Source organism: Spirosoma luteum DSM 19990, from assembly GCF_000374065.1.
In the GTDB taxonomy this organism is placed as follows: domain Bacteria; phylum Bacteroidota; class Bacteroidia; order Cytophagales; family Spirosomataceae; genus Spirosoma; species Spirosoma luteum.
The window spans coordinates 108,393-126,123 of record NZ_KB893257.1 but is presented as its reverse complement, the minus strand read 5'-3'; the positions used below and the strand labels follow the sequence as shown (position 1 = coordinate 126,123).

The window sequence follows — 17,731 nt, the reverse complement described above, 5'->3', positions numbered from 1 at the left end:
CCATTCCCCTACCCTTCCGACAACTCGGTAGCCCGTACCTGGGCGGCTTTAATACCGGCTACCAGCGTATCGGATAAGGCGCCGGTTTCAAAGGTGCGCAGGGCGGCTTCCGTTGTGCCCCCTTTGGAAGCGACCGCCTTGATCAGTTCGTCCAGCGATTTATCGGCATTGTTGATCAGGTGGTACGAGCCAAGCATCGTTTGCTTTACCAGCAGAGAAGCCACTGCATCGCTGAAGCCCATTTGTTTTCCGGCTTCGACCATAGCCTTCACCACGTAGTAAAAATAAGCGGGGCCGCTGCCACTCAGCGCGGTAACGGCATCGAGCATGGCTTCGTCTTCCAGAAATATCGACCGCCCTGTGGCATTGATCAGGTTCTCTACCCGGCGCAGACTGGTTAAGTCTACTTCTTTGGCCGCCGTAAAGCCCGTGATACCCATGCCAAGCATTGCCGGGGTGTTGGGCATGGCCCGCACCACCAGCGGATGAGCTAGTTTCGCCTGAATCTGCCCGATGGGAATGCCCGCCATAATGGACAGGATTACCTGATGCGGCTGAACCACCGCCCGCAATGACTCGTGTACGCTATTGAAATCCTGCGGTTTCACCGACAAAATAATCAGGTCCACTTCGCCAACGTGCGGCCCGATAGTTTCAACCACTACCCCCGCTTTCTCGGCTTTCAACGACTCGGAACGGTCACTGCTTTTCTCAATGAGGAGCAGGTCATCTTTTTTCACCAGATCGTACTGTAAAAACGATTTGGCAAAGGCCATGCCCATATTCCCGCACCCTACAATGGCAATTTTCATAGTTGTTTCATGGCTTCGGCCATGACAGAGACAAAACAAAAAAGGTCAGGCTTTCGCCCGACCCTGCAAAACTAATGACTTAGGGCCAACTCACTGACCTCCTTTGAGAACTTCTTCCAGTTTTTGCTCCAGTGCATCTCCCCGCAGATTCTTGGCAATGATTTTACCGGTTCTGTCGAGCAGGAACGTAGCGGGAATGGCCTGAACACCGTATTGCTGAGCTGCCGCCGACTGCCAGAATTTCAGGTCCGATACATGCGTCCAGATCAGGTTGTCGTTACGGATGGCTTTTGTCCAGCTATTTTTATCCTTGTCGAGCGAAACGCTGTAAATAGCAAAGCCCTTATCCTTAAACTTGTTATACATCCGAACCACGTTGGGATTTTCGTTTCGGCAGGGACCACACCACGAAGCCCAGAAATCGACCAGTACGTACTTACCCCGCAGGGACGACAGCGGAACGGGCATTCCGGTCGTGTCACTCAGGGCAATTTCGGGAGCCGGTGCTCCCACCGACACGCCTTTGATACGGGCCACCCGGCCAATCAGCGATTTGGCATGGGGACTGTTCGGGTTTTCTTTTTCGAAGCGTTGCGCCATCTCATCGTAAACGGCAAAGTCCGTGTCGATATTGATGAAATTGAGTGCAAACAACGACGCCAGCGATGTACCCATGGCGGGCAGCATAGCCTTTACTTTATTGACAACTTCCTGTTCGGCCGTCTGGTACTCCTGCTCGATCTGGGCAATTTTCTTGTTGTCTTTTTTCTCGGTGGCAGCCGCAATCTGCTTGTTCCAGTTGGTCACTTTCGCTTCCATTTCGGTCCGCAGAGCCATGAGTTTTTCGTAGTACTCCATATTTTTGGAGCCGGTCACGATTGATTTCCCCAGTTGGCCGGTTTTCCCATCCATCCGGTACCCGTCGGCCTGCACGTTCAGCGTTTCGCCCCCTTCTGCCAGCAGGGCCATTTTCTGGTCGCCACCCACATTGAGGATAAACACTTCCCCACCCTCAGCCACGTTACTGGTCAAGGTAAACGTATTGTCGGTGTTTACTTTGGCGGAATCGAGCTTACGGGTTGGCTGGGCGTTGGTTTCCAGATACACATAACGGCCCGGCGTTGCCTTCGTTACTTTCCCGGTAACGGTAAACGTTTTCGGGGTTTGGGCGCGGGCAGTAAAGCTGATGACCAGCAAACCGGCCAGACTAAAAATAAGGTTTCTCATCGTGTCTATAATGTCTTTGTTAATAACTCATTGACCAGTTTGGGGTCGGCCGAGCCTTTCGACTTTTTCATCACCTCTCCCACAAACAGCCCGAACAGGTTTTTCTTGCCTTTTCGGTACTGGGCTACTTTGTCGGGCCAGCTTGCCAGCACCTCTTCTACCAACGTTTGGAGCGCATCGGTATTGCGGTTCTGAATGAGGCCACGCTGTTGGGCCAGTTCCACAGGTGACGCGTCCGGCTGATCGACCATAAGCGTAAATACCTGCTGAGCAGCCGTTTGACTCACGGTTCCCTCCTCTATCAACGTAATCAGCGTAGCCAGTCGTTCGGCAGAAACCGGAAATTGACGGTCGCGCAGCATTTTTTCGGTCAACTGCCCTTTCACCGGGCCCATTATCCAGTTCGATACCGCTTTGTACTTGGTCGTGTGTGCACAAACGGCTTCAAAATAATCGGCCAGCTCGCGGGCATCGGTCAGTACCGAGGCATCATAATCGGGCAGGCCGTACGTACTCATAAACTGCTGGTACCGTGCTGCCGGAAGCAGGGGCATACTTGCCCGAACGCTGGCCAGCCACTCGTCCGATACCACTACGGGGGTGAGGTCGGGGTCAGGAAAGTAGCGGTAGTCGTTCATCGTTTCTTTCTCGCGCATGGCATAGCTTAGGCCCGTGGCGGCATCGAAGGTGCGGGTTTCCTGCACGATACGTCCGCCCGTTTCGGTTAGCTGCACCTGCCGGATAAATTCGCCGTCAACGGCCCGCATCACATTTCGGATTGAGTTCAGGTTTTTCACTTCAACCTTCGTGCCGAGATGCGTAGCTCCCTTAGGCCGGATAGAAACATTCACGTCGCAGCGCAGCGAGCCTTCTTCCATGTTCCCATCGCAGATGTCCAGGTAACGAACGAGCTTCCTGACCTCGGCCAGGTACTGCCCGGCTTCATCGGCGGTGCGAATACTGGGTTCCGTCACCATTTCAATGAGGGGTGTTCCGGCCCGGTTATAGTCCAGTCGTGTCACCCCCGAATCATCATGAATGGATTTACCGGCGTCTTCTTCCAGATGAATGTGGTGAAGCTGAATGGTTGTTTGATACGGGGTGCCGGTTTGGGGGTCTTTAGCCGTGATCGGCATCCCGCCCCCTACACAAATCGGCCCTTTATCCTGCGACAGCTGGTAGCCTTTGGGCAGGTCGGGGTAAAAATAATTTTTCCGGGCAAACACGTTATGGCGGGTAATCTCGCTGCCACAGGCCAGCCCCATCCGGATGGCGTACTCAACCGCTTTCCGGTTCAGTTTGGGTAATGTACCCGGATGCCCCAGGGTAATAACGCTGATATGGGTGTTCGGCTCAGCGCCAAACGCATTGGCATCAGACGCAAAAATTTTGCTTTCCGTAAGCAACTGACAGTGTATTTCCAGCCCGACAACAACTTCATAGTGGGAGAGAATAGCTGACGAAAGGGTTGCTTCAACGACCATTGGCAGAGTGTACTAATTTTAAGCAAAGATAGGCAGAAATAAAACAGACCCGGGTGCCGATGACTTTTCAGAACTGTATAAACTGACCAAATAGTAAATACGTAGTCTATAAGGTGTCTACTTTTCAGGGATTCATCGTCTAAATCCAAGTTCGTGTTGCTTCACGAATACTAACCCAGCTTTTGAAAATGACTACCCAGACTGTTGAACTAGCCCGTGACAAGGATATCGTGGTTGAAAAAAAGTACCACCTGAGCTACGAAGAGTTTAAGAAAAAGCATCTTTTTGGTAATTACCCCGTCGTGATTGGGGATGCCTGCGCTGCCTGGTCAGCAAAAAGCAAATTTACCCCTGCTTTCTTCAAGGAGAACTACAGCGACCGGGAAGTAAGTATAGCCGGAAAAACCTATACGCTGGGCGATTATATCGACTGGATGATGACGGGCACCGAAGCCAACCCGGCCCCTTACCCCTGCACCCTGCAGATAGAAAGCGATTACCCGGAGCTAATGCCCGACGTGTTACCCCGACTCAAATACGCCCTCCCCGACCGTATCAAGAGTAAACTTCTGCCTAATCGGCTGTTATCCGGAGCAAACACGCTGGAGATTTTTTTTGGCAGCCCGGGGGCCCAGTTTCCGTACGTGCATTACGATTACATGAGTTTGCACGCGTACATCACCCAGTTGTACGGGCAGAAAGAATTTACCGTTATTCCACCGGATCAAACGCCCTACGTGTACCCAAAACCAGATAATTTGTGGGTTTCGGAGGTGAATGACATTCGTAATCCAGACCTGGAGAAGTACCCGTTATTCGCAAAAACGACCCCCGTCACCTTTGTGGTTGGCCCCGGCGAAACCCTGTTCATTCCCTGCGGCTGGTGGCATACGGCCCGCTCCCTGACACCAACGATATCCGTCGCGCTGGACTGCCTGAATGCGTCCAACTGGACCAATTTCATGCACGAAGTGGATATGAATATGCAGGAACGAAAACCCAGACTGGCTAAAGCCGTTCAGGCATACTTATCGGTACTGGGGGGCGTATTGGGAACACTCGAAAAAGCGGGTGTAAGTGCCTAGCGAACAACCCGACCGTTATAGTACATTGAATCTGTACTTCACGTAGGTCTGCGCCAGGAGGGCAAATTTTTGCGGGTTCGGCACACGAACCCGCTCATTTTGAACGCGGGATGCCGGAAGCCGCTTTATTTTGTTGAACAGCGTCTGATAATATACGTAAGCCAGGTAAACCCCCATCCGGGCACCACGAGGCAAATTCAGGATGCCAATATAAGCCGCATCGAAATCGCATTGAATGTCCCGCTCGATTAATTCTTTTGTATCACCACCAAAATTACTAAAATCCACACCGGGGAAATAGGTACGTCCCCGATCCACGAAATCACTCTTCATGTCGCGCAGGAAGTTTACTTTCTGGAAGGCGGCTCCCAGGCGGGATGCAGGCTCCCGCAGCCGGTCAAACTCAGCACTGTCTCCTTCGCAGAATACCCGTAGGCACATCAGGCCCACTACTTCGGCGGAGCCGTAAATGTACTCGCTGTACCCTTCCTTGTCATAGTCCTGGTTGTACAGATCCATTTCCATACTCTTCAGAAAGGCCTCGATCAACGTATGCTCAATCCGGTACTCGTTGACGATCAGTTGAAACGATTGCAGAATGGGATTTAAACTAATGCCTTCGGCAATAGCCTGGTACGTATCGTGCCGAAAGCGTTTGAGCAGGGTTTCCTTGTCATACTCGTGGAACGTATCCACAATTTCATCGGCGTACCGAACAAATCCATAAATGGCGTATATAGGCAGATGGAACTTACGATCCAGGGTTTTGATGCCTAATGTAAACGACGTACTGTACCGTTCAGTAACTAATTTACTGCATTCCAGTGCGGTTTTATTGAACAACGCCATCATAATGTGTAAGCAACAGGGGTTTAAGCAACAGTTTTTTTATCAAACGCAGGAAAGAGATAGCCGGAAACCAGATAAGCATTGAGTAGCGGTATATCTACCCCTGCCATCCCTGCCCATTCTACGTGAAAACTAACCAAATTCTTTGGCAACTTCATCAGCCACTACCAGCCCCGATATCAATGACGGGGGTACGCCCGGTCCGGGCACTGTCAGCTGACCGGTGTAGAACAGGTTGTCGACTACTTTACTCTTCAGCGATGGCTTTAGCAGGGCCGTTTGCCGAAGCGTGTTGGCAAGCCCGTAGGCGTTGCCCCGGAAAGCATTATAGTCCTGCTGAAAATCATTATGCGCGTAACTCCGTTTGAACACGACATGAGCCCGGATATCCTCCCCAACGTACGCTTCCAGGCGGGTCATTATCAGGTCGAAGTAGTGTTCGCGGGTAGCGTCATCGTCCGTGAGACCGGGAGCCACCGGAATAAGTAAAAACAGGTTTTCGCACCCCTGGGGAGCTACACCAGGGTCGGTTTTAGAGGGAGCCGACACATAGAATAATGGTTTGGAAGGCCAGCGGGGGGTTTCATAAATTTCCTGGGCGTGAACCTTGAAATCCTCGTCGAAAAACAGGTTGTGATGCTGCAAACGGGGCACCCGCTTGTTAATTCCTAAATAGAATAACAGCGACGAAGGAGCCATAACCCGGCTTTGCCAGTAAGCATCGTCGTAATTTCGGTGAGCTGGGTCAACCAGAGTGGTTTCAACGTGGTTATAGTCGGCCCCCGCAATAACCACATCCGTTTCGAAAATACCGGTATCGGTAACGACCCGCTGCGCCTTTTTATCGACAACCTCAATTTTCTGAACGGTCTGGTTCAGTAAAATTTTAACGCCTTTTTCCTGCGCCAGGCTAACCATTGCCTTCACAATTTCGTGCATTCCCCCCATGGGGTACCAGGTGCCCAGTGCCATTTCGGCGTAGTTCATCAGGCTATACATAGCGGGGGTATTATCAGGGGTAGCCCCCAGGAACAGCACCGGAAACTCGACGATTTCGAGCAAACGGGGATGGGTAAAAAACTTGCGGGCGTGCGTGGCAAAGGACTGAAAAACATCCAGACGGGCAACGTCGAGCAGGAGCTTGAAGCTCATAAATTCAGTAACCGAACGACTGGGTTTCCAAACGAACTTTTTCATACCTACCTCATACTTGTAGGCGGCCTGTTTGAGAAAGGCACGTAGTTTTAGCCCGCTTCCAGGCTCTATTCGGTCAAAAAGTACTTCCAGCTTATCGACACCAGCAGGCAGGTCAACGGCCTCGTCCGGCCCAAAAATAACGGAGTACGAAGGATCGAGCCGAACAAGATTATAGTAATCGGATGGCTTTTTACCAAATCGGGCAAAGTAGGTGTCAAATACGTCGGGCATCCAATACCAGCTTGGCCCCATATCGAACGTAAATCCTTCGGTCTGGAAAACGCGCGCCCGGCCCCCCGGCATATCGTTTTTTTCGAGAAGTGTAACGTCGTACCCTTTATCGGCAAGACTGGTAGCGGCCGCCAGTCCGGCAAAACCGGCCCCTATAACTAAGATACGCTGCGGCATCAGTCTATACGTATTGATGTAGTCAACAGATAATTACCTGATGAAGCACTTTGTTTATACGAATGCATAGTAAAGCGATTGGCAAGATAGGCAGCAGGGGAGCAGAGAACAAAAACAGGGAACGAAAGGGCAGATTCCCACCCCTTCACCAGATTCGGTACAGCTACAGATAACTACTTGGTTATAAAAAATTTAGCACAAAAAAAGTCAAGTGGATTCCACTTGACTTTTCTGAACCTTCCTCTTTTTTAACCAAAAACTACTCAATTAATATACATTAGACGGAGTAGTGCTCAAAAAGTATCACTTTATGCGTTAAAATAGGCATAAACTTTTAGCTGATCTTTCAACTCCTTCCGGGCTATATGAATTCTGTTTTTTACTGTACCAATGGGGATGTTCAGTTTGGCCGCTATCTCGTGGTACTTGAAACCACGGAAGTGCATCATGAACGGTGTTTTATACGTGTCGTCGAGACCGTTCACCGCCCGATTGATATCGTTCTGGGCGAATGACGAATAAGCCATGTTATCCGTGCTGCTCTCGATTGAGTTAATGTAGTGCAAATTATCAGTCGTGTCTATGAAGGTATTCTTACGCACCATACGCTGATAGTTGGTGATAAAAGTGTTCTTCATGATTGTATATAACCAGGCCTTCAGATTCGTACCATCCGTATACTTATCGCGGTTCGTAAAAGCTTTCAGCAATGTGTCCTGTAGCAGATCGTTTGCGTCTTCAACATCTTTCGTCAGGCGCAGGGCGAATGGGCGTAGTGATTTGGATACTTTGCCGATATGGTTTGTAAATTCGATGGCTGTCATGGCTCCGTTGTTTTTCAGTTAGGCTCTTTTGCATACCCTAAGACAAAAAAACAACCACGATTTTCGAGCATTTCCTGTCAGGCGAAAGACGCATAATTAACTAGCTAATTACCAGAAAGTTAACAGACATAAATTTACGTGCCAAAACCGCATGTACTTTCGTGTGAACTGGTGAGGTGTGGAATATTTCCCCCATTATGGGGAATTCACAGTGGGGATTTTGTTTAACATTTACACACATCTGTTCAACAAAATCGGAAGAGGGGTATTTTTTGGCATCAACTAATCGTACTGGATGGGATAAATTAATTTTTGGAGAGGCTTATCGGGCGTAAAAAAAGCGTGCGTTAAACCAGCCCTTCCCTTAACAGATCGTGTAGATGAATGAACCCGTGAACATGCCCGGCTTCCGCTACGACAAGCTGGGTAATATCCCGCTCCTGCATTACTTGTAAAGCAGCCACCGCGTAGTCGTCAGGGGCTATACAAACCGGCCCTGCGGTCATCACGTCCTGGGCACTGAGCAGCCAGAAAGACTCGTGTTTATAGGCAGTACGCCGAATGTCGCCGTCCGTAACAATTCCGGCCAGCAAACCGGCTTCATTCACTACAGCTGTAGCACCCAAACGGTTAGCCGAAATAGTAAATATCACGTCTTTGATTGACGTACTCGTTAAAACCTTGGGGCACTGATTGTGGGGAAAAATGTCGGCAACTTTCAGGTACAGCTTTTTACCCAGCGAACCTCCGGGATGATAGCGGGCAAAATCCTGCCGGGTAAACCCCCGCAGCTCCAGCAAACTGACTGCCAGCGCATCGCCCAGGGCCAGTGCTACCGTTGTACTGGTGGTAGGAGCCAGATTAAGCGGGTCGGCTTCGTGCTCCGCATACGCATGCACTATATGATCGGCATGGTGGGCCAGGTACGAATCCCGTGCGCTAACTAGCGCAATCAACGTAACACCCACCCGCTTCAGCAGGGGTAATAACACCTTTATCTCGGCGGTGCTGCCACTTTTGGAAATAATCAGAACGATGTCATTCGTCTGAATCATTCCCAGATCACCATGAATGGCATCGGCTGCGTGCATGAATAGCGCAGGAGTGCCGGTGGAGTTCATGGTAGCTACAATTTTCTGCCCGATCAGGGCACTTTTACCTACGCCCGTTACCACCAAACGACCCGTCATATGCAGCAGCGTTTCCACCGCAGCGTCAAATTGATCGTCGAGCAAATCGACAGCGTTACGGATGGCATCGGCCTCGGCCAAAAGCACCGAACGCGCAATACTCGTAGGATTTTTTATTACTTTCAACGTCAGTTTTGCTAATCAGGAATGGTTTGCGATGTATATTCGCTAACTTTATTAAGCAAAGATACGGGAAGCAGGTAGAGTAAAGTAACTTTTGTACGATTTGTAGAATGATGCAGGTTGATGAGTCGGTCCATACAACATTAAGAGATCGACTAAAGGAAATTTTTGGATATGGTCAGTTCCGGGGTGAGCAGGAAGCTATTATATATAGTATCCTGGCCGGACGTAACACGTTCGTTATTATGCCCACCGGAGCCGGCAAGTCGCTGTGCTATCAACTGCCTGCTATTGTTAGCGATGGCACAGCGGTGGTTATTTCGCCCCTTATTGCCCTGATGAAAAACCAGGTCGATCAGTTGAACGCGTTTGGTATCAACGCTCAGTTCCTGAATTCAACGCTTTCCAAGGCCGAGATGAACAAGGTCAAGAAGGACACGCTGAACGGCACACTCAAGCTACTGTACATTGCTCCGGAATCCTTGACGAAAGAAGAGAATTTGGACTTTTTAAAGAAAGCCAACATCTCTTTTGTTGCGATTGATGAAGCACATTGTATTTCGGAATGGGGGCACGACTTCCGGCCCGAGTACCGGAAAATAAGAGGTATAGTCGACAATATCGGCAATCTGCCCGTTATTGCGCTGACCGCAACGGCTACCCCCAAAGTACAGCAGGACATCCAGAAAAACCTCCAGATGGAGGACGCCAATCTGTATAAAACGTCGTTCAACCGGAAGAATTTATACTACGAAATAAAACCGAAAGTTGACGCCAAAAAGCAACTCATAAAGTACGTTAAGCAGAACAAAGGAAAGTCGGGCATTATCTATTGCCTGAGCCGGAAAACGGTGGAGGAAATTGCCGAATTACTGAGTGTAAATGACGTGAAGGCACTCCCCTACCACGCTGGTCTGGACCCCCAAACCCGGATGCACAATCAGGATGCATTCCTGAACGAAGATGCCGACGTTATCTGCGCCACGATTGCTTTCGGTATGGGAATAGACAAGCCTGATGTTCGCTTCGTGATTCACTACGACGCCCCCAAATCACTCGAAGGCTATTATCAGGAAACGGGTCGCGCCGGACGCGATGGCCTGGAAGGTAACTGCCTGATGTTCTACAGCTACGACGACATCGTTAAACTGGAGAAATTTAACAAAGACAAACCCGTTACCGAACGCGACAATGCCCGGCACCTGCTGGCCGAAATGGTTTCCTATTCGAACCTGGGCGTTTGCCGCCGTCGGCAGTTGCTGGGGTACTTCGGCGAGTTCATGGATAAAGACTGCGGTTTCTGCGATAACTGCCTGAAACCGACGGAGAAACTGAAGGTACAGCATGAAGTGGTGCTGGCCTTGCAAACGGTCTTGCAAACTGATCAGCGTTTTGACGTGACTCATCTGGCCGACGTGTTAACGGCAACCGGAAATCAGTACGTGACCAGCTACGAGCATGACCGGCTGGCAGTATACGGCAAAGGGCGCGAATTCAGCGAGGACTGCAACTATTGGTGCTCGCTCATCAAGCAAATTGCCATTTATGGGTACCTCGAAAAGGATGTCGACAACTATGGAATCCTGAAATTGTCGCAAAGGGGGATGAACTACATTGAAGACCCCTATCCAGTCACGCTGTCGAAAGACCATGATTATGCACAGCTCACGGCCGACACGAAGGAAGACGATGATAAGGATTCGACACCCAATGGCGGTGGCGTAGCCTACGACGAAGAGTTGCTCGGCCTGCTGAAAGCCCTTCGCAAAAAGATTGCGAAAGAAAAGAACCTTCCTCCCTATGTAATCTTCCAGGAAACATCTATGGAAGAGATGGCCACCACATACCCTACCACGCGCGAAGAAATGGCGCAGATCAACGGAGTGGGTATGGGTAAAGTCCAGAAATTTGGACGGCCTTTTGTCGATTTGATTGCCAAGTATGTAGAAGACAACGAGATTGAAACGGCTCAGGACGTAGTCGTTAAATCGACCGTAAATAAATCGAAAGTCAAGATTTTTATCATTCAGCAGATCGACCGCAAAGTTGACCTGGACGAAATCGCCGAAGCGAAATCATTGTCGATGGAAGACCTGATGGAAGAAATTGAGCATATCTGTTATTCTGGCACACGCCTTAACCTTGATTACTACATCAATCAGGTGATGGACGAAGACCGGCAGGATGAGATTTTCGATTACTTCATGCGGTCCGATAGTGACAATATTGCCGTTGCTCTGCGTGAGTTCGGGGGCGACGATTTTACAGAACAGGATCTACGACTGATGCGTATCAAATTCCTGTCGGAAGTAGCAAACTGAGTGATGAATGATAAATGATGAATACCATCCGGCAAGCATCATTCATCATTTACCATTCATCCGCTTCGGCGGACCGATTTATTATTCATTATGAACATACTTATACTGGGGTCGGGTGGCCGGGAACACGCCTTCGCGTGGAAACTGGCACAAAGCCCATTATGTGACACACTGTTTGTAGCACCGGGCAATGCCGGAACAGCGCAGGCAGCAACCAATTTACCCATTTCTTACAATGACTTTCCGGCAGTAGCCAAAGCCGTTCGGGATGAAAAAATAGCGCTGCTGATTGTTGGTCCGGAAGAGCCTCTGGTGAAGGGAATCGTTGATTATCTGCGGCAACAACCTGATTTAGCCGACCTGCGCATTGTTGGGCCAAACGCACAGGGGGCGCAGCTGGAGGGCAGTAAGGATTTCTCCAAGCAGTTTATGCAGCGGCACGGCATACCAACGGCAGCCTCACGTACCTTTACCAAAGACAGCCTGCAAGAGGGGCTTGACTACCTACAAACGCACGCGCTGCCGGTGGTGCTAAAGGCGGATGGTTTGGCAGCTGGTAAAGGTGTAATTATTGCCGAAACGGTAGCCGAAGCTCAGAGAACCCTGAAGGACATGCTTACCGGTCATACGTTTGGGGATGCGGGTAGCAAAGTTGTTATTGAGCAGTTTTTGCGGGGTATCGAGCTATCCGTATTCGTGCTCACCGACGGCGTAAATTATAAAATCCTCCCCGAAGCCAAAGATTACAAGCGCATTGGTGAAGAAGACACCGGCCCCAATACGGGTGGTATGGGAGCCGTATCGCCGGTTGTATTTGCCAATCCTTCCTTCCTGCAAAAGGTGGAAGAGAAAGTGGTGAAGCCTACTCTGTTGGGCTTACAGAAGGATGGAATTCACTACCAGGGCTTTATTTTCGTAGGCTTGATGAAGGTAAATAGTGAACCATTCGTTATTGAATACAACACCCGTATGGGAGATCCGGAAACGGAGGTAGTCCTGCCCCGTATTCAAAATGATTTTGTTGAACTGATGGTGGCTACGGCTGATGGCGAACTCGATAAAATTCCCATCCGCATATCCCCCCAAACAGCTGTTACAACGGTACTGGTATCGGGGGGTTATCCCGGCGAGTACACTACGGGTAAAATCATTTCTGACCTTGAGCGTTTAGAAGATATAATGGTATTTCATGGCGGAACGCTCAATCAAGACGGGCAGGTGCTAACAAATGGCGGTCGGGTTCTGGCCATAACGGCGCAGGCCAACTCGCTCGAAAATGCTGTCAGGAAGTCGCAGGAAGCGGCCCGGATGGTGCAATTTGAAGGAAAGCAGTACCGTAAAGATATTGGGGTCGACCTGATTCGGTACGCAGATTGAGTTTTCAGCAGATGGTTCTGACGTAGTTTGCCGATGCTGAAAACTATAAACCGTAAACTGAAAAATGTATGAGTTGTAAATCCTGTGCCACTGGCGGATGTGGAACCCAGAAAGGGACATCTGACGGGGAGAAAACGGCTACAACCGGATGCGGAAGTGGAGGATGTAGCACTGGCGGTTGTAATAAATTGAATTCGTTCGACTGGTTGAGCGATGTGGCTATGCCCGGCATGAACCGGTACGATGTAGTTGAAGTAAAATTTAAGGGCGGACGGAAAGAGTACTACCGTAACGTTCATCAGCTCGACCTGACAACGGGCGATTATGTGGTGGTAGAAATGCCCTCCGGTTTTCATATTGGGGCCGTATCGCTCCAGGGTGAACTGGTGAGATTACAGGTAAAAAAACGGGCGGTAAAAATCAATGATGATACTAAGGTCATCCATCGGATAGCGACCCAAAAAGACATGGACCGCCATGAACAGGCCGTTTTGCGTGACCTGCCTGCGTTATACCGCTCCCGTGAAATCAGCCGTGACCTGAAACTGAACATGAAGCTCTCCGACGTTGAGTTTCAGTCCGACAATACTAAAGCCACTTTTTATTATTCGTCCGAAGAACGGGTCGATTTTCGGGAGTTAATCAAGATGCTGGCCGGTGAGTTTAAGGCCCGGATCGAGATGCGGCAGATTAGCCTTCGTCAGGAGGCCGGGCGCTTGGGCGGTATTGGCTCCTGCGGGCGCGAACTCTGCTGCTCTACCTGGTTGACGGACTTCAAGAACATCGCTACCTCGGCAGCCCGCTACCAAAACCTGTCCCTGAATCCGGCCAAACTATCCGGTCAGTGCGGCCGGTTGAAGTGTTGCCTGAATTACGAGCTGGACACGTATATGGATGCGCTACGCGACATTCCGACCATCGAGAAGCCACTGGAAACGCAAAAAGGGCGGGCTTATCTTCAAAAGACTGATATCTTCCGCAAACAAATGTGGTTTGGGTACGGGGCAGAAAGTACCTGGCATCCCCTACCGATTGCCCGCGTGATCGAGATTGTCGATTTGAACAAAAGAGGCATTATTCCTGAGTCGTTCGAGGTTTTGACGCCCATTGGCGAGAAGGAGCATCTTACAGCAGCAACGCTCAACAGTGACCTGCAAAAACTGGATGCCAAATACACAGCCCGGTCGGGCAAGAAAAAGAAGAAGCCACGCGGTCCGGAAGGCGGCTCACCCCGTCCCACGCCTACTAACAAGCCATCCTGATAAACAACCCCGGTCCTGAAAGGCCGGGGTTGTTTGTTTTATCGTTTGCCTGACTCATCTCAAAAATCACCGGAATAGAAGGGGCTGAACACGTAATACGTACTATCCCGTTTGGCTCGGTTTGGTGCTGTCTGTATGTATAGCACATAGCGAGGTTTGCGGTCAGGCCCATCAGCCCACTCATCGAAGGGGCGTTCGCGGGTATAGAGTTTATCCACTTCGCGAACGTGCATATCGGCTATCTGCTTTTCATCCACCCGAATACCATTGACGAATAGATCAATGTCCTTCCGGTACTCGTCATAAAGCTGTAGATGTTCGTCTTTCGTTCGCTCGACGAACGCCAGTTTGTTGTGGAAAAAAGTAGCTTCGAGCAGTTTGTTCATCGAAAACGTGCTGGAATTTCCACCTGGATAGTCTGACAGCGTGTTAGCCTGTAAGTATTGTTTCCACTTTTCCCGCAGTGGATTTTCGTCCGGTGTTCTGTGGGTTGTGCTAATGAGCACTCGGTATGATTCAGGGAAGGCATCCGCTTCAGGAAAATCGTCTATTTTCTGGTAGACAAACAAATCATCGATCTGTTCAAAGGTCAATTTTTTGAGCGCTGTTTCTGAGGCAATCTGCCCGTTGATAAACACTTTTACCTGTTGGCCAGCAGGAATTTTCAGGGCCAGATAATTATTTTGCAAACGAAGGATAGGAGAATACCTGTTCATTGGCATTACAACCACTTTGCGCCCATTGATTACGGATGTTTCGCCAAAAGTTAACAGGGATGCCTGCAGAAACCAGGGTTTCGAGTGTTCTAGTTCAGCTACCAATCGCCGTGTCGCGTTGCTCAGCGGAGAAGGCAACGGATTTGTAACAGCACCTTCATTGTCAGACTGACGATGCCGACACGCTATCGCCATAATCCCCAGCAGCAATACCCATATTCCATACCGCCAGCAGGCCGAAAAGCCGGAACGCTGCCCGTTCATCATGCCCACGCGCTGATGCAGGCTCGGCCCGCTAAACTGGTTGGTAATCGCCAATTGCCCGGCCGCCAGGCTAACTTTCACTAGATTATACTGGTAGGCTCTGGCATCGATACCCTCGGCGAGTACAGTCTGATCGGCACTGAACTCAAGCGTTTGATGGAGCAAGTGACGGAACAGATAGGCCGCTGGATTGAACCAGAAAATGATACAAATAACCTCAGCCCCCAGCATATCCAGACTGTGCCGCTCCCGAACATGTACTCGCTCGTGCCGGAGAATCTGTTCCAGCTCGTCGGATGCGTGACGAGAGGGATTGAGTACTACCCAGTTGAAAAAGGAAAAAGGTGCCGTCACGCTCTCGTTTCGTACCAGCGTAAAACCATCATACGGTTCATGCACCGACTGACGAATCAATCGTCTGAGTGAACTCAGTTGCACACCCAGTCGGATAAGCAATACCAAAACACCCCCTGTATACAGTAGTAGAAGTAGCATCGGCCACGACCATCCGGTGGCAGCGGACTGACTTTGAAAAGCCGGGTAGGTACGCTGGTCAGGAAACGTAATCGTTACGTCGGGTTTAGGCGCACCAGCACCGGCGAGGATTCTCGGTACGATTACCTGAGCCGTACGGTGCATAACGGCGCGCACGGGTTGCGGTCGCCAGTCGGGCAGCTCAAGCAGGGGCAGCAGCAGGGTAGCCACTATCCCCAGCCAAAGAACCAGCCGGTTAGTCCGGAAAAACGTTTCGCGCCGGAGTAACGCATAGTATGCGAAACTAACGACGGCCAACAGCGCATTGACCAAAACGACATAGCGAAGCGTTTCCATTCTTGAAAAGGGCTGGTTTGGATTTGGTCAGGCACTAATCAATCTGTTGTCATTCAACAGGCATGGGTAGTCGAAGAGGAAATGACCAATGAATGACGGCGCAATGATTACTTTTTCTCAATCATTGCCAGTATTTCCCGAAGCTCTTCGGCCGAAATTTTCTCGTTTTTAGCGAAATAGCTCACCAGGTTCTTATACGAATTATCGAAGTATTCATCGACCACTCTTTTCAGCACGAATTTATTCTGGTAAGCTTCCTTGCTGATGATGGGGTAATATTCGTGCGTATTTCCATACGCCTTGTGCCCAATGTACCCCTTCTCTTCCAGGTTACGGACAATGGTGGAAACGGTATTATAATGCAGTGGAGGATTGGTAAACTGCGGAACCATATCCTTTACATAACCCTGTTCCATTTTCCAGAGCACCTGCATTACTTCTTCTTCCTTGGCGGTTAGCTTTTCCATAAAACAAATCTAAAACTATTTTTTTCGTTTGCAAACTATTTCAGTAGTTTTTTAGCATTTGAAAAGCCAACCGCCCCGTTGTAGCTTTGGGGCTAATTTTGTGGGGAAGTTTATGAAACAACTGGCACTTGTAGTATTTATGGCATTGCTGGTCGCTGGTTGCGATACAAACGCGGTGTATAAAGAGTACACGGACATAGAGGACGGGAAGTGGTACATTAAAAATACCCCCTCGTTCACTTTTGACATTAAGGACGCGTCGATTCCTTACAACATTTATTATAACCTTCGTAACAGCCTGTCTTACGGGTATTATAACCTCTACCTGACCCGGTATCTGCGTGATTCTACGGGCAAAGAACTGGAATCCCGGCTGGATGAGTTGATCCTGATGGACCCTAAAACGGGGAAGCCCAACGGCGATGGAATCGGTGATATCTTCGACCATAAGTTTCTGATGAAGCGCAATTACCGTTTTCCGAAACCCGGTCAGTACACTATGCAGATTCGTCAATACATGCGTCAGGACCCGTTGCTCAATGTTCTCAGCGTGGGTATTACGGTAGAGAAAGCTGGTGCCCCCAATTAATCCGCTCAAGAAATTGCCCCCGCTGCTCGATTTATTCCGCCGGAATCGCTTGTTTTTTTTCGGCTATGGCCTGATGCTGCTCGTTGTGGGCATCCTGCAGTTGATCTACACGCAGGAACAGCTAATGCAATGGGTTAACATCCGCAACACCCCGGCAGGCGATCTACTTTTCCCCTACATTACCTATCTGGGCGATGGCGGATTTTTCGTTCTCATCTGCCTTATTGCACTGGTTTACAACCGTCGTATCGGCGGGATGGCTTTGGCGAGCTTTGCCTTATCCTCGTTGGCTTCGTTGTTTCTAAAAACAATTGTATTTCCCAACTCACCCCGGCCCCTGCTTTATTTCGAACACTCAACGTATCAGTATCATATTATAAAGGGCCTGGAGATTTACAGTTATAACAGTTTTCCGTCTGGCCATACCACAACGGCTTTTGCCCTATTCAGCCTGTTTGCTTTTCTGGACGAGCGAAAAAGCAGAAGTCTTTTTTTTCTCCTCCTGGCTTTTCTAACAGGCTATTCGCGGGTTTATTTATTTCAGCACTTTGTTGAAGATGCCTACGTAGGATCACTGGTGGGCACTATTTCCTCCGCTATTGTTTATGTAGCCCTCCATTCTTGGGCCTTGAAGAAAACGCCAGCCGACGATAATTAGCCACCCGTTTGCCTATATTTGCTCAGAGCTTCGCCGAACCATTGCCC

The 17,731-nt window shown here is 49.8% G+C and carries 15 protein-coding genes; 6 read left to right on the top strand and 9 right to left on the bottom strand.

Annotated elements, in window-relative coordinates; genetic code table 11:
• Positions 1 to 8 precede the first annotated feature (8 nt).
• From proC to gatB, 3 genes are all read right to left on the bottom strand, one after another.
• Positions 9 to 812 carry a pyrroline-5-carboxylate reductase gene (proC, locus tag B156_RS0113535; protein ID WP_018620271.1) on the bottom strand — a complete coding sequence of 268 codons (804 nt, stop codon included), beginning with the start codon at positions 810 to 812 and terminating at the stop codon, positions 9 to 11.
• 90 nt (positions 813 to 902) lie between these two features.
• Positions 903 to 2,039 (bottom strand): TlpA disulfide reductase family protein, encoded by a 1,137-nt coding sequence (locus B156_RS0113530; protein ID WP_018620270.1) that lies wholly within the window; start codon positions 2,037 to 2,039, stop codon positions 903 to 905.
• A gap of 5 nt (positions 2,040 to 2,044) precedes the next feature.
• On the bottom strand, positions 2,045 to 3,523 hold the full coding sequence (gatB, locus tag B156_RS0113525) for an Asp-tRNA(Asn)/Glu-tRNA(Gln) amidotransferase subunit GatB (RefSeq protein WP_018620268.1): 1,479 nt from the start codon (positions 3,521 to 3,523) through the stop codon (positions 2,045 to 2,047).
• 188 nt (positions 3,524 to 3,711) lie between these two features.
• Between gatB and B156_RS0113520 the strand changes: the two genes are divergently transcribed.
• Positions 3,712 to 4,608: a cupin-like domain-containing protein gene (locus B156_RS0113520; RefSeq protein WP_018620266.1), complete on the top strand. Its 897-nt coding sequence runs from the start codon at positions 3,712 to 3,714 to the stop codon at positions 4,606 to 4,608.
• 15 nt (positions 4,609 to 4,623) lie between these two features.
• Here B156_RS0113520 and B156_RS0113515 read toward each other — a convergent pair whose 3' ends face one another.
• From B156_RS0113515 to B156_RS0113500, 4 genes are all read right to left on the bottom strand, one after another.
• Positions 4,624 to 5,460, bottom strand: a complete 837-nt coding sequence (locus B156_RS0113515; protein WP_018620263.1) for a phytoene/squalene synthase family protein — start codon at positions 5,458 to 5,460, stop codon at positions 4,624 to 4,626.
• Between the two features lie 129 nt (positions 5,461 to 5,589).
• The gene (locus tag B156_RS0113510) at positions 5,590 to 7,062 is read right to left on the bottom strand and encodes a phytoene desaturase family protein (RefSeq protein WP_018620262.1); all 1,473 of its coding nucleotides are present in this window, start codon (positions 7,060 to 7,062) and stop codon (positions 5,590 to 5,592) included.
• A gap of 308 nt (positions 7,063 to 7,370) precedes the next feature.
• Positions 7,371 to 7,886, bottom strand: coding sequence for an RNA polymerase sigma factor (locus tag B156_RS0113505; RefSeq protein WP_018620261.1), 516 nt, complete (start codon positions 7,884 to 7,886; stop codon positions 7,371 to 7,373).
• Between the two features lie 347 nt (positions 7,887 to 8,233).
• The gene (locus B156_RS0113500; protein WP_018620260.1) at positions 8,234 to 9,202 is read right to left on the bottom strand and encodes a KpsF/GutQ family sugar-phosphate isomerase; all 969 of its coding nucleotides are present in this window, start codon (positions 9,200 to 9,202) and stop codon (positions 8,234 to 8,236) included.
• Between the two features lie 107 nt (positions 9,203 to 9,309).
• Here B156_RS0113500 and recQ point away from each other — a divergent pair, with 107 nt between their 5' ends.
• From recQ to B156_RS0113485, 3 genes are all read left to right on the top strand, one after another.
• Positions 9,310 to 11,520: a DNA helicase RecQ gene (gene recQ / locus B156_RS0113495; RefSeq protein WP_018620259.1), complete on the top strand. Its 2,211-nt coding sequence runs from the start codon at positions 9,310 to 9,312 to the stop codon at positions 11,518 to 11,520.
• Between the two features lie 90 nt (positions 11,521 to 11,610).
• Positions 11,611 to 12,897 carry a phosphoribosylamine--glycine ligase gene (gene purD, locus B156_RS0113490; protein ID WP_018620258.1) on the top strand — a complete coding sequence of 429 codons (1,287 nt, stop codon included), beginning with the start codon at positions 11,611 to 11,613 and terminating at the stop codon, positions 12,895 to 12,897.
• Between the two features lie 68 nt (positions 12,898 to 12,965).
• Positions 12,966 to 14,159, top strand: a complete 1,194-nt coding sequence (locus B156_RS0113485; RefSeq protein ID WP_245563733.1) for a PSP1 domain-containing protein — start codon at positions 12,966 to 12,968, stop codon at positions 14,157 to 14,159.
• Between the two features lie 59 nt (positions 14,160 to 14,218).
• On the opposite strand, the gene B156_RS32170 is transcribed toward B156_RS0113485, so the two are convergent.
• Positions 14,219 to 15,970, bottom strand: coding sequence for a M56 family metallopeptidase (locus B156_RS32170; protein ID WP_018620256.1), 1,752 nt, complete (start codon positions 15,968 to 15,970; stop codon positions 14,219 to 14,221).
• A 107-nt stretch (positions 15,971 to 16,077) separates the two neighbouring features.
• Positions 16,078 to 16,437: a BlaI/MecI/CopY family transcriptional regulator gene (locus tag B156_RS0113470; RefSeq protein ID WP_018620255.1), complete on the bottom strand. Its 360-nt coding sequence runs from the start codon at positions 16,435 to 16,437 to the stop codon at positions 16,078 to 16,080.
• Between the two features lie 112 nt (positions 16,438 to 16,549).
• Here B156_RS0113470 and B156_RS0113465 point away from each other — a divergent pair, with 112 nt between their 5' ends.
• Together B156_RS0113465 and B156_RS0113460 are read left to right on the top strand one after the other, a co-directional pair.
• Positions 16,550 to 17,026, top strand: a complete 477-nt coding sequence (locus B156_RS0113465) for a gliding motility lipoprotein GldH (protein ID WP_040585617.1) — start codon at positions 16,550 to 16,552, stop codon at positions 17,024 to 17,026.
• 13 nt (positions 17,027 to 17,039) lie between these two features.
• Positions 17,040 to 17,684 (top strand): phosphatase PAP2 family protein, encoded by a 645-nt coding sequence (locus B156_RS0113460; protein WP_018620253.1) that lies wholly within the window; start codon positions 17,040 to 17,042, stop codon positions 17,682 to 17,684.
• Positions 17,685 to 17,731 lie beyond the last annotated feature (47 nt).

Excerpts from the sequence above, each read along its gene's own strand:
- proC (WP_018620271.1), bottom strand. The coding sequence starts at position 812 with ATGAAAATTGCCATTGTAGGGTGCGGGAATATGGGCATGGCCTTTGCC.
- B156_RS0113530 (WP_018620270.1), bottom strand. The coding sequence starts at position 2,039 with ATGAGAAACCTTATTTTTAGTCTGGCCGGTTTGCTGGTCATCAGCTTT.
- gatB (WP_018620268.1), bottom strand. The coding sequence starts at position 3,523 with ATGGTCGTTGAAGCAACCCTTTCGTCAGCTATTCTCTCCCACTATGAA.
- B156_RS0113520 (WP_018620266.1), top strand. The coding sequence starts at position 3,712 with ATGACTACCCAGACTGTTGAACTAGCCCGTGACAAGGATATCGTGGTT.
- B156_RS0113515 (WP_018620263.1), bottom strand. The coding sequence starts at position 5,460 with ATGATGGCGTTGTTCAATAAAACCGCACTGGAATGCAGTAAATTAGTT.
- B156_RS0113510 (WP_018620262.1), bottom strand. The coding sequence starts at position 7,062 with ATGCCGCAGCGTATCTTAGTTATAGGGGCCGGTTTTGCCGGACTGGCG.
- B156_RS0113505 (WP_018620261.1), bottom strand. The coding sequence starts at position 7,886 with ATGACAGCCATCGAATTTACAAACCATATCGGCAAAGTATCCAAATCA.
- recQ (WP_018620259.1), top strand. The coding sequence starts at position 9,310 with ATGATGCAGGTTGATGAGTCGGTCCATACAACATTAAGAGATCGACTA.
- purD (WP_018620258.1), top strand. The coding sequence starts at position 11,611 with ATGAACATACTTATACTGGGGTCGGGTGGCCGGGAACACGCCTTCGCG.
- B156_RS0113485 (WP_245563733.1), top strand. The coding sequence starts at position 12,966 with ATGAGTTGTAAATCCTGTGCCACTGGCGGATGTGGAACCCAGAAAGGG.
- B156_RS32170 (WP_018620256.1), bottom strand. The coding sequence starts at position 15,970 with ATGGAAACGCTTCGCTATGTCGTTTTGGTCAATGCGCTGTTGGCCGTC.
- B156_RS0113470 (WP_018620255.1), bottom strand. The coding sequence starts at position 16,437 with ATGGAAAAGCTAACCGCCAAGGAAGAAGAAGTAATGCAGGTGCTCTGG.
- B156_RS0113465 (WP_040585617.1), top strand. The coding sequence starts at position 16,550 with ATGAAACAACTGGCACTTGTAGTATTTATGGCATTGCTGGTCGCTGGT.